This is a genomic window from Arthrobacter sp. CDRTa11, assembly GCF_026427775.1.
Classification (GTDB): domain Bacteria; phylum Actinomycetota; class Actinomycetes; order Actinomycetales; family Micrococcaceae; genus Arthrobacter.
Window position 1 is genome coordinate 1,568,704 of the sequence record NZ_CP044532.1, and the last position, 11,786, is coordinate 1,580,489.

Annotated in this window: 9 protein-coding genes; 2 read left to right on the forward strand and 7 right to left on the reverse strand. The window is 65.7% G+C overall.

All coding sequences use genetic code 11. The features are described from left to right. Positions 1-13 precede the first annotated feature (13 nt). Genes F8G81_RS07160 through F8G81_RS07170 form a run of 3 tightly spaced genes read right to left on the reverse strand, consistent with a single transcriptional unit; the run spans position 14 to position 5,284 of the window. The gene (locus F8G81_RS07160) at positions 14-1,576 is read right to left on the reverse strand and encodes an FAD-dependent oxidoreductase (RefSeq protein ID WP_267278309.1); all 1,563 of its coding nucleotides are present in this window, start codon (positions 1,574-1,576) and stop codon (positions 14-16) included. After that, positions 1,573-3,807, reverse strand: coding sequence for a molybdopterin oxidoreductase family protein (locus F8G81_RS07165; protein WP_267278310.1), 2,235 nt, complete (start codon positions 3,805-3,807; stop codon positions 1,573-1,575). Before F8G81_RS07165 ends, F8G81_RS07160 begins: the two co-directional genes overlap by 4 nt. Before the next feature lies 1 nt (position 3,808). Further along, the gene (locus F8G81_RS07170; protein WP_267278311.1) at positions 3,809-5,284 is read right to left on the reverse strand and encodes an MFS transporter; all 1,476 of its coding nucleotides are present in this window, start codon (positions 5,282-5,284) and stop codon (positions 3,809-3,811) included. A gap of 263 nt (positions 5,285-5,547) precedes the next feature. Here F8G81_RS07170 and F8G81_RS07175 point away from each other — a divergent pair, with 263 nt between their 5' ends. Further along, complete coding sequence (locus F8G81_RS07175) at positions 5,548-6,960, forward strand: MFS transporter (RefSeq protein ID WP_267278312.1); 1,413 nt, start codon at positions 5,548-5,550, stop codon at positions 6,958-6,960. Positions 6,961-7,097: 137 nt separating this feature from the next. On the opposite strand, the gene F8G81_RS07180 is transcribed toward F8G81_RS07175, so the two are convergent. The 4 genes from F8G81_RS07180 to F8G81_RS07195 all read right to left on the reverse strand — a co-directional run bounded on the left by F8G81_RS07180 (position 7,098) and on the right by F8G81_RS07195 (position 11,021). Next, on the reverse strand, positions 7,098-7,829 hold the full coding sequence (locus F8G81_RS07180; protein ID WP_267278313.1) for a glutamine amidotransferase: 732 nt from the start codon (positions 7,827-7,829) through the stop codon (positions 7,098-7,100). Between the two features lie 74 nt (positions 7,830-7,903). After that, positions 7,904-8,344 carry a YybH family protein gene (locus F8G81_RS07185; protein ID WP_267278314.1) on the reverse strand — a complete coding sequence of 147 codons (441 nt, stop codon included), beginning with the start codon at positions 8,342-8,344 and terminating at the stop codon, positions 7,904-7,906. Between the two features lie 18 nt (positions 8,345-8,362). Continuing rightward, positions 8,363-10,180, reverse strand: a complete 1,818-nt coding sequence (locus F8G81_RS07190) for an acetyl/propionyl/methylcrotonyl-CoA carboxylase subunit alpha (RefSeq protein WP_267278315.1) — start codon at positions 10,178-10,180, stop codon at positions 8,363-8,365. A 142-nt stretch (positions 10,181-10,322) separates the two neighbouring features. Then, positions 10,323-11,021: a Maf family protein gene (locus tag F8G81_RS07195; protein WP_267278316.1), complete on the reverse strand. Its 699-nt coding sequence runs from the start codon at positions 11,019-11,021 to the stop codon at positions 10,323-10,325. Between the two features lie 203 nt (positions 11,022-11,224). Between F8G81_RS07195 and F8G81_RS07200 the strand changes: the two genes are divergently transcribed. Continuing rightward, the gene (locus tag F8G81_RS07200) at positions 11,225-11,785 is read left to right on the forward strand and encodes a hypothetical protein (RefSeq protein WP_267278317.1); all 561 of its coding nucleotides are present in this window, start codon (positions 11,225-11,227) and stop codon (positions 11,783-11,785) included. Position 11,786 lies beyond the last annotated feature (1 nt).

The window sequence follows — 11,786 nt, forward strand, 5'->3', positions numbered from 1 at the left end:
GTCACCGGCACTTTCAGGCGGCAGGAGCCGCCTGGAAGTGTTTTTCGATGATGCCCTTGATGTCCTCGTGACAGCCGCCGCACCCTGTGCCGGCCCGCGTGGCTTTAGAGACCTCCGCCACCGTGGAACAGCCCTCTTCCACGGCATCCTGGATCTTGGCCCCGCTGACACCGGCGCAGCGGCACACCGTTCCCTGCGGGTCGGCGGGTCCGGAGGAGGCCAGCTGGTCCGGGCCATCGAGGCGAAGCAGCAGCGAACGGTCCGCCGGCAGCTCGGCACCACGTTCAAAGAGCCCCACCAGCTCGGCGGCGGTGCGTGGCATGCCTACCGCCACCAGGCCTTCCAGCACTCCTCCGCGGGTGGTCATCTTGACGTACCGGCCATGTTCGGGATCCGACCACTGGGCCACTTGCAGCCGCGGGCGTCCGTTGACGGCTCCTGAGGTCAGGGCTTCCTCGTCCCACGGCTCGGCTGCGTTGTCACCGGCCACGGCCATGTTCATTCCCCGGGCTTTGAGGACAACAACGCCTGCCATTTCCTGCGGGAGCGCGGGCAGGGCGTCGGCGTCCTCCTGCGTTCCGGCGGCCAGCAGCGTCAGGTACTCGGCCAGCCATTCCGCCTGCCGCCAGCCCGGGCCCACCAGGCCGGACGGGCCTTTGGCGCTGCGGCATTCGGCGCAGGCCGGATCAGGGCAGCGGACTTCGGCGCAGTCGCCGATGGCGAAGATGTGCGGTTCGTGGTGCGCGCGGAGCCGGTGGTCCACCAGGATGCCGGTGGTCGTGGACAGGCCACAGCCCTCGGCGAGTTCGATCCGGGGACGGACGCCGCACGAGATGACCAGGAGATCGCCGTCGATTGCGGAACCGTCGCTGAGCAGCAGCGCCGAAAAACCGCCGTCGGGCGCGTTGTGTTCCACACCGGTGGACCGGGCGTTTCCGGCCATCCGCACGCCGCACTGGCGCAGGCTTGCCGCGAGCACGGCGCCGCCGCCTCGGTCGATGTTGCGTCCCAGCGGGTGCGGACCGTTGTGGACCACTGTCACGGTGGCTCCCTCTTCCGACGCTGCCAGCGCCGTTTCCAGGCCCAGTACGCCGCCGCCGAGCACTACCACGCGCTTGCCGCCGTCCACCGCCGCGCGGAGCACGCCGGCGTCGCGCAGGTCCCGGAGCGCGGTGACTCCGGCCGGGAGCACGGGGGAGGTGGGGTCGGGGTTGATGCCGGTGAGGTTGGGGATGACCGGGCGGGAACCCGTGGCAAAAACGAGGCGCTCATAGTGTGCGGAGGATCCGTCGGTGAGGACCACCTGCTGCCGGGCGCGGTCCACCCGGCGCACCCGTACTCCGAGGCGGACGTCCACGCCGTCAGCCATGAGCGCAGCAGCATCTGACAACGCCAGGTCCTCAGCCGTGGTGCGTCCGACGCCCAGATCGGCCACCAGGACGCGGTTGTAGGCGGCCTCCGGTTCCTCGCCAACCACAGTCAGCTGGATGTGGCCGGTGCGCACTGCCGGCAGCAGCTCATCGATCAGCCGGGCCGCTACCGGGCCGAATCCGACAATGACAATCTGCTCGCTCATGAGGCCTCCGTCGTCTGAAGAACACTGGTGTGGGGCTGGTTCTGCGGCTGCTGTGCGGCCGGCCGGACCCAGACCTTGTTGAACTTGAATTCCGGCATCCCGGAGATGGGATCGGTGGCGGCTTCCGTGAGGCGGTTGGCGCTTTCGAGTTCGGGGAAGTGGAAGGGCAGGAACACTGTTTCGGGGCGGATCGCCGTGCTGAGCTCTGCCCGGCAGAGCACGTCGCCGCGCTCGTTGCTGACAGAGACAAAGGAGCCTTCGGTGATGCCCATCGACGCCGCGGCGGCCGGGTGGATCTGCACTTTCGCCTCAGGCTGGCTGGCCAGGAGCTCCGACACCCGCCGGGTCTGCGCCCCGGACTGGTAGTGCTCCAGCAGCCGGCCGGTGATGAGGGTCATGGTTTTGGCTGCGGTATCAGGATTGGCGGCTGGTGTGCGACGACGGCGGGGCGTCACCGCTGTCATCACCGCCTTGCCGTCGCCGTGGGCAAAGGCATCAAGGAAGAGCCGCGGCGTTCCGCCGCTGCCCGCGGGGTACGGCCAGTAGGCAGCTTCGCCGCGGTCCAGCATGGCGTAGTCGATCCCGGAGTAGTCGGCCAGCCCGCCGGCGGAGGCAAGGCGCAATTCCTCAAAGACCGTTTCCGGATCCTCGCTGTATGTGGACGGAGCGCCGAGCGCTTCCGCGAGCCGTGCCATGATCCACAGCTCGCTGCGGGCGCCGGCCGGTGGCTGAATGGCCCTGCGGCGGCGCAGGACCCGCCCCTCAAGGTTGGTCAGCGTGCCTTCCTCTTCCGCCCACTGCAGCACCGGAAGGATCAGGTCCGCCTCGGCTGCGGTTTCGGACATAAAGAAGTCGCAGACCATCAGGAAGTCCAGGCTGCGCAGGCCCTTGATGACGGAGTTCGCGTCGGGGGAGGCCACGACGATATTGGACGCGTGGACCAAAAGGCAACGGACGCCGTCGGGCTGTCCCAGGGACTTCAGGAGCTGAACGGCGGGAAGGCCCGGCCCGGGGATCAGTTCCTCGGGAACGCCCCACACGCCGGCCACGTGGGCGCGGGCGGCGGGGTCGGTGATCTTGCGGTAGCCGGGAAGCTGGTCCGCCTTCTGGCCGTGTTCACGACCGCCCTGGCCGTTGCCCTGGCCTGTCAGGGTGCCGTAGCCGCTGCGCCTGGAGCCCGGAAGGCCCAGCAGGAGGCTGAGGTTGATGGCCGCGGTGGCGGTGTCGGTTCCGTCCACGTGCTGCTCCACACCGCGGCCGGTGAGGATGTAGCTGCCGCCCTTGGCGGCGCCGTCGGCGAGCCTCCGGGCCGCTTCCCGGATGAGTTCCGCCGGGACGCCGGTGAGCGACTGCACGCGTTCGGGCCAGAAGGAGTTCACGCTGCGGAGCACGGACTGGTAACCGGAGGTGCGCTCTTCGATGAAGCGCCGGTCCGCCAGGCCTTCGTGGATCACCACGTGGGACAGGCCCAGGAGGAGGGTGAGGTCCGTGCCCGGCAGGGGCTGCAGGTGCAGGCCGCCGCCGTCGGAGGTGAAGTTGGCCGTGGCCGAGCGGCGCGGATCAACGATGATCAGTCCGCCGGCGTCACGGGCGCCTTTGAGGTGCTGGACAAACGGGGGCATGGTTTCGGCGACGTTGGAGCCGAGCATCATGATGGTGCTGGCGCTGTCCAGGTCCTCGAGAGGGAACGGGAGCCCCCTGTCGACGCCGAAGGAGCGCATCCCGGCGGCCGCGGCGGAGGACATGCAGAAGCGGCCGTTGTAGTCGATGCGGGAAGTGCCCAGGGCAAGCCGGGCGAATTTGCCCAGCATGTACGCCTTTTCGTTGGTCAGGCCGCCGCCGCCGAAGACTCCGACGGCGTCCGCGCCGTAGCGCTCGCGGGTTTCCTGGACGGCCGTGGTGACCAGGGAAAGGGCGTGGTCCCAGCCGATGGGACGGTGGACACCGTCAGCGCCCTTCAGCAGGGGTTCCGTGATGCGGCCTGCGTGGTTCAGGAGGTTGGCTGAGGTCCAGCCCTTCCGGCAGAGGCCACCGCGGTTGGTGGGAAAATCGCGCCCGCTCACTTCCAGGGGCGCCGCCAGGAGAGGCGCATCCAGAGCAGTTTTCACAGTTTTCGCAGGCACGGGGACTGACCCCGGCTCGGAAGCCGGGGTCAGTTCCGCTGGAGACTTCAGCGTCATGGCGCACTGCAGGGCGCAGTAAGGGCAGTGCGTGTCGGCGCTTGTGGTCATGTTAGACGTGTCCCATCGCATTTCGGTTGGCGTTGCGGATGTAGAAGGCCCAGCAGACAACCAGCATCACAGCGTAGGCCGCGACGAAGCCGTAGAAGGCCGGTGTGTAGGAACCGCTGGCGGTGTTGGAGGCGTTCAGAACCTGCGGGATAACAAACCCGCCGTAGGCGCCGATGGCCGAGATCAGGCCGAGGGCCGAGGACGCCAGGCGCTGTGTCTCCACGGTGCTGGCGCCTGCCTTGGCGGCGCGGCTGGAGGTGGCGAAGATGATGGGGATCATCCGGTAGGTTGCCCCGTTTCCGAATCCGCTGGCGGTGAAGAGCATCAGGAACAGGACCAGGAAGAGCCAGAAGTTCTTCAGCGGAAGGGTCCAGATCATGGTGAGGGTGATCAGTGCCATGGATGCGAAGGCTGCAACGGTCATCCTGGCGCCGCCCATGCGGTCAGCCATGCGTCCGCCGTAGGGACGGGCGAGTGAGCCTACCAGCGGGCCGAGGAAGGCGAGTGAGAGGGCAACTGTTCCGATTCCGATGGAGGAGAACGCGGGGAAGTAGTCCTTGATGAGCTTGGGGAATACACCGGCGAAGCCGATGAAGGAGCCGAAGGTTCCGATGTAGAGCAGCGCCATGATCCACAGGTGCGGTTCCTTCAGGGCGGCCACCGAGCCGGCCACGTCCCCCTTCGCGCTGGTCAGGTTGTCCATGTACTTGTAGGCGCCGAAGGCTGCGATCAGGATAAAGGGAACCCACATCCAGCCGGCCATCGGCAGGTTGACGCTGCCCATTGCCAGAAGGGTGATCGCGATCGGGACGGCGAGCTGTGCGACGGCCGCGCCCATGTTGCCGCCGGCGGCGTTCAGGCCCAGTGCCCAGCCCTTTTCACGGGCGGGGTAGAAGAAGGTGATATTGGCCATGGAGCTGGCGAAGTTTCCGCCACCGAAGCCGGCCAGTGCTGCCACGAGCAGCATGACGCCGAACGGGGTTTCAGGGTTGGCGACACACAGGCCCAATCCGATGGATGGGATCAGGAGCAGGAGTGCGGACACGATGGTCCAGTTCCGTCCGCCGAAGCGGGGAACCATGAAGGTGTAGGGGATGCGGAGCGTGGCACCTACCAGGCTGGGCATCGAGATCAGCCAGAAGATTTCCGACGTCGTGAACGTGAAGCCGGCTGCGGGAAGCTGGACCACCACGATGGACCAGAGCTGCCAGACGACAAAACCGAGGAATTCGGCGAAGATGGACCAGTTCAGGTTGCGGCGGGCGATGGTCCGCCCGGCGGTTTCCCACTGCTCCTTGTTCTCGGCATTCCAGTTGGCGATCCAGCGGCCCGGGCGGAATTCCAGGGCGGGTGCGCTGGTTGTAGTGGTGGAGCCGGGCTGCGCGCTGGCGGATGCAGGCACGCTTCCGTGCGGGGGTTCGGCCTCAAGATCTACGGAATTGCCGGTGCCGGCATCTGCGGTGCGGTCAACAGTCACGGTGTACCTCCTCTGGGGGGATGTTGTAGTTCCACGGTAGAGAAGGCGCGTTTCACGGACGGACGCCGTTTGTTAACGCGCTGTGACATTTGCCTATCGGGGCCTCTGGATGGGCGTGAGGCGCCTGAAAATGAGACAAATCCGAAGGGTCCGGATAGTGGACCTTTTGTCCATTGACTGGACAAGGGGAACTAATATTGGACTCTAACTACTGCAGGCCGGGCTCTTATGGATCCGGTCGGTTCTCACGAAAGTGTTAATTTATGTCATCTCTTGAAACCACCACGGAACCAGGGTCCGCGAAGCCGGTGAACTCCAAGGGCAAAGTCATCTTTGCCAGCCTCATCGGCACCACCATTGAGTTCTATGACTTCTACATCTACGCCACGGCGTCTGTCCTGGTCTTCCCCAAGCTCTTTTTCCCGCAGGCCACGGACATTAACGCGCTGCTCAGCTCGTTTGCCATCTTCGGCGTCGCTTTCATCGCCCGCCCGGTAGGTTCGGTTCTGTTCGGCCACTTCGGCGATAAGTTCGGCCGAAAGGGCACGCTGGTTGCCTCGTTGCTGACCATGGGCATCGCGACTTTCCTGATCGGCGTGCTCCCCACCGCCTCGCTTCCCGGCTGGGCCATCCTGGCGCCCCTGATGCTTGTGGTCCTGCGCTTTGCCCAGGGACTGGCACTCGGCGGCGAATGGTCAGGTGCCGCCCTGCTGGCAACGGAGAACGCCCCGCAAGGCAAGAGGGCGGTCTACGGAACGTTCCCGCAACTTGGCGCTCCGATCGGTTTCATCCTCGCCAACCTGCTGTTCATCTGGCTCAACGCTGCCCTGTCCGCGGAAGAGTTCCTCGCCTGGGGCTGGCGCGTTCCGTTCCTCCTGAGTGCCCTGTTGGTGATTGTTGGCCTGTACGTCCGGCTGAAGCTTGTTGAAAGCCTTTCCTTCCAGAAGGTCCTGACCGAAGAAAAGGTAGCGAAAGTTCCCTTTGCTGCCACCTTCAAGAACCACTGGCGCCCGGTGGTGGCCGGAACGTTCATCATGCTTGCCACGTACGTCCTGTTCTACGTGATGACCTCCTTCACCCTGACTTACGGCACCAAACCTGCCTCCGTGGAGGCAGCGCAGGCAGCAGCAGAAAAGGCCGGCAAACCGATGTCCGCGGTGGAGATCGCCAACTTCGTCCCGGGCCTCGGCATTTCCCGCGGCGACTTCCTGTGGATGCTGATCCTCGGCGTTGTCTTCTTTGGCATCTTCACCCTGGTCTCCGGCCCGCTGGCCGAAAAATGGGGCCGCCGCAAGTTCCTGCTCTCCGTCACGGCGGGCATCTTCGTCTTCGGGATCCTCTGGTTCACCATGTTCGGCCCCGGCCCGGTTGCCGCCGTCATCGGACTCATCGTGGGCTTCACGCTGATGGGGCTGACCTTCGGACCGATGGCCGCCATCCTTCCCGAGCTGTTCCCGGCCAACGTGCGGTACACCGGCTCCGCTGTGGCCTACAACCTGTCCAGCGTCATCGGTGCCGCCCCGGCGTCGTTCATTGCCATTGCCCTCTGGCAGGCTGCCGGCGGCAGCACCTGGCTGGTGGGCGTCTATATGGCAGCCGCGGCTGTGCTGACCTTCATCGCCCTGTGGATCACCCGTGAAACCAAGGACACTGACTACGAGAACAACGTGGCCTGACGCCGCCCCGTTGGTTCAGCCCGGTTTTTAGTTGAGGTGCCCGGCGCCTTCCCCATTATCAGGGGAGGGCGCCGGGCATTCCTGTGTCCGCAGGTGGAGCGCCCGGGCACGAGCACACTGGTTCCAGCCCGCGGCCGTCAGATTCCGTACCGGGCCACAAAATTCTTGAGGATGTTGGTGGGTTCGGTGACGGTGAACTGGCGGGCGCTCTCCATGAGTTCCTCGGCGGATTCCGGCGGAAAGTAGCCCGCGTGGCGGTAGATGTCGATCCTGGTGACCAGCCCGTCCACATCAAGTTCCGGATGGAACTGGGTGGCGTACAGGTTCTGCCTGATCCGGAACATCTGCACCGGGCAGGCGGCGGAGGTGGCCAACAGCACAGCATGGGCCGGCAGCAACGTGCAGGCTTCCTTGTGGCCGGTGAAGGCGGTGAAGCGCCGGGGCATCCCCTGCAGCACCGGATCGGCCAGCCCGGCCTCCGTCAGCTCAATCTCCACGCCGCCCAGCGGCTCACCGAAGGTCCTGTCGATCAGCGCGCCCTGGTGCGTTCCCAGGGTTCCCACGCCGTAGCAGGCGCCCAGAAAGGGAAAGTCTGCCGGCACGATCCTGTCCAGCAGTCCGGCCAGCTCCCGCTCCACACGGTGCTGCGTGGGGCTCTTGTGGTCATTCGGATCACTGGACGTGAAGGGACTGCCGCCCACAATCACGCCCGAATAGTCCGCCAGGTCCAGGTCCGGAAGCGGGCCCGCCTCCACCCTGACGCGCCGGAGCTGGTCCGGTTCCAGCCCGCCGTACCTCAGATAGGCGGCATACTCGTCGTCGGCGGCGGCGTCTTCAGCCCGGGAGGCCAGCAGCAGGAAAGGCTTCACATGCTAAGTGTGCCTGTGGCGGCGGCTTGATGCCACCGATCCGATGCCCCTGGCATACGCAATGCCGGCGTAAGTCAGGAAGTGGCGGTCTGGGCCAGGGACCGGCGCGATTGCGGCTGGGCAGCCGGGTCAGCGTGCCGGTGGACGAGCTTCCAGTAGCCCTCTTCGCGGCGGAAGATGCTGGTCACGCGGAGCGCGAATTCCTCCACCATGGGGGCACCGGCCATGCGGGCGCGGAAGTGTTCGGTCTCCACGAGGTAGGCGGTGTCCCGCGCCGTGTACGAGGTGATGGTGTCGAAGCCGAGCATCTCGCCCTCGTGGTAGTTCCGGGACGCCTGGTCAAGGCGGGCCTCCACCTGCGCCCATCCGCGGGCGATCCCGCCGAAGGGGTTGGCCAGGGTGACATCGTCAAGCCGGGAATAGAGCTCTTTGACGGGTCCGGGATTGCCCCGGGTGATCTCCGGAACAGCGAGGTGGTATCGGTCTACTTCTTCTTCAAAACTGGGTGCGATCATGGGGTTCCTCCGGCAGTACTAGTCTTCGATCGTGGCGATGACGGCGCCGGCCGACACCGTCTCGCCGGCCTTGGCGCTGAGCCCTGTAATGGTCCCGGCGCGGTGGGCGGTCAGGGGCTGTTCCATTTTCATGGCCTCGAGCACCACAATCAGGTCACCTTCAGCTACAACGTCGCCGTCGGAAATTGCCACTTTGACGATGGTGCCCTGCATCGGCGACGTGAGGGCATTCCCGGTGGCGGCAGCTGCAGAGCCGCCCGAGCGGGCGCGCTTCTTCGACTTGGCCGTCTTGGTTCCGGAGGCGGCTGAACCGGCCCCAAAGGAGCCGAGGGAGGCGGGCATGACCACTTCCAGGCGCTTGCCGCCAACTTCAACCACCACGCGCTGCCGGGCGCCGGCGTCGTCGTCTGAATCGGCTGCCCCGTCCGGAATCCAGGCGGGAAGGTTGTTGGTGAATTCTGTTTCGATCCAGCGGGTGTGGACGCTGAACGGTCCCTCCGCCGGAGCGAAGGCGGGATCTGAAACAACCGCAAGATCGAAGGGGATGACCGTGGGAATACCTTCCACCACCATCTCCGAGAGCGCACGGCGGGCCCGCTGCAGGGCCTGCGGGCGGCTGGCGCCCGTGACAATCAGCTTGGAGAGCATGGAGTCGAAGTTGCCGCTGATGACATCGCCCTGCTCAATCCCCGAATCAATCCTGATTCCAGGGCCGGTGGGGTTCTTCAGGACGCGCACGGTGCCCGGCGCGGGCATGAAGTTGCGCCCCGGGTCTTCACCGGTGATGCGGAATTCGAAGGAGTGGCCGCGGACCTCAGGATCTTCGTAGCCGAGCTTTTCGCCGCGGGCCAGCCGGAACTGTTCACGGACGAGGTCGATTCCCGTGACTTCCTCGGAGACGCAGTGCTCCACCTGGAGCCGGGTGTTGACCTCCAGGAAGGAGATGGTGCCGTCCTGGCCCACCAGGAACTCGCACGTGCCTGCGCCGAGGTAGCCGGCTTCCTTCAGGATCGCCTTGGAGGATTCGTACAGGCGCCGGTTCTGGTCTTCGGTGAGGAAGGGAGCAGGGGCTTCTTCGACAAGTTTCTGGTTGCGGCGCTGCAGCGAGCAGTCGCGGGTGGACACCACCACGACATTTCCGTAAGCGTCCGCGAGGCATTGGGTTTCCACATGCCGGGGGGCGTCCAGGAAGCGTTCGATAAAGCACTCGCCACGGCCGAAGGCAGCGGTGGCTTCACGCACGGCGGATTCGAACAGCTCGGGAATCTCTTCCCTGGTGCGGGCTACCTTGATGCCCCGGCCACCACCGCCGAAGGCCGCCTTGATAGCCACGGGCAGGCCGAACTTGTCCACGAAGTCAAGGATTTCTTCCGCAGATTCGACGGGGTCGGCGGTTCCCGGAACCAGTGGTGCCCCCACCTTCTCGGCGATGTGCCTGGCCTGGACTTTGTCGCCCAGGGCGGAGATTGCTTCGGGGGAGGGGCCAATCCAGGTGATGCCCGCTTCGATGACCCTGGCGGCGAACTGGGCGTTCTCGGCCAGGAATCCGTAGCCGGGGTGGATGGCGTCCGCGCCGGACTGGCGGGCGGCATCGATGATCTTGTCCATCACCAGGTAGGACTCCGCAGCAGTGTTACCGCCCAGCGAGTAGGCCTCATCGGCCAGGCGCACGTGCAGTGCGTCGCGGTCAGGATCGGCGTAGACAGCCACGGAGGCAATGCCTTCATCACGTGCCGCGCGGATGATCCGCACTGCGATTTCGCCTCGGTTGGCGATCAGCACCTTTGTGAGGTTCGACTGCACGGGACTTGCGGACTGCTCCAACTTTGCTGACAAGGCGTCTCCTTCTTTCCTTCAGGGAGCCTAGCGCGACTTTGAGGGTTCAACCGATATTACTTGCGGATTCCGCGTGTAAACGGGCGATGCTTTGTAGGGAAGCTACAAGTTCGGCGGATTTCGGGTCTGTTTGCTACGCCTGTTACGACGCCGACTGCGACGTCGACTGCGACGCCGGCCATTGTGTTGGCCAGAGCTCATTGATGCGCACATTGGCCTGTGCCAGCAGCGTTCGGAGCGTGGAAATGGAGAGTCCAACGACGGCATGCGGGTCCCCGTTGACCTTCCGGATGAATGCGCCGCCCAGTCCGTCGATGGTGAAGGAGCCCGCGCAGTGCAGCGGCTCGCCGGTGGCAATATAGGCGTCAATTTCCTCTGGTTCCATTTCCATGAAATGGACTTCGGCGGAGGCGACAGTGCCCAGCGTGGCGCCGGATCCCGGTGGCGTGGTGTCGTCGTCGGACGCCCCCTTTTCGGCTGCTGTAGCACGGCAGTCCACCAGCCAGTGGCCGGTATGGAGCACCCCGGTGTTTCCGCTCATCCGGAGCATCCTCTCGCGGGCGACGGCGGCCGTGTAGGGCTTGCCGTGTGCCTCGCCGTCGAACTCAAAGACGGAGTCGCAGCCCAGGACCAGCGCACCCTCCGCCTCCGGGAGCGCAGCAACTGCCTCGGCTTTGGCCCGCGCCAGCAGGAGCGCGGTGTCGTGCGGATCGGTGATGCCGTAGCGGGCCTGGACGGCGTCCTCATCCACGTCCGACACCAATACGGAGTGGCGGATGCCGGCGTCGGCCAGGAGTTTGGTGCGGGCAGGGGATTGGGAGGCAAGGATCAGGCGGGTCACAGCTCCAGCCTAATGGTTTGGCCAGCAGAGGCATTCCGGGTGGGATTTCCGGTTAAGGATGGTCGGATTTCTTCATTCACAGGAAGATGAAAGGTTCCGAACAGCTGATCCAGAACCTGCCGCTGGATGCTGGGTTATGCCTCGAAACGGGCGAAACACCATGAGCAGCCGTCACCGTACGGCAGATCCAGGAGACAAAGAAGATGTCACGCACAAAGAGAATCACCCTTGGCCTGACCGCCACGGCACTGGCCCTTGGTGCCGGAATCGGAGTCGCCGGCATGGCCTCCGCCACCACCCCCGCTCCCACCCCGAGTGCCAGCTCCAGCGCCTCGGCGGACGGCAGCACCAGCACCCCGGCTGAGGGCAAGGGCCGGCACGGCGGCCGGGGCGGTGAGCGAGGAATAGCGCAGGCGTCAGCGCTGGCCTCGAAGCTCGGCGTCGAGGAGAGCAAGGTCACGGAGGCGCTGCAGGCTTTCCGGGAGGCGAACAAGCCCACCACCCCGCCGGCTGAGGGCACGAAGCCGGATGCCGCGGCCAGGGATGCTGCCCTCGCCAAGTCCCTCGCGGACACGCTGGGGATCGACGAGGCCAAGGTGGCCACCGCCCTGCAGGAACTCCGCAGCGAGGGCCAGGCGCAGAGGGCGGCCGCCCTCAAGACGAAGCTGGACCAGGCAGTTACAGACGGAAAGCTGACGCAGGCTGAGGCGGATGCCGTCACCAAGGCCGTCGAAAGCGGTGTGATCGGGGGCGGAGGCCGCTAAC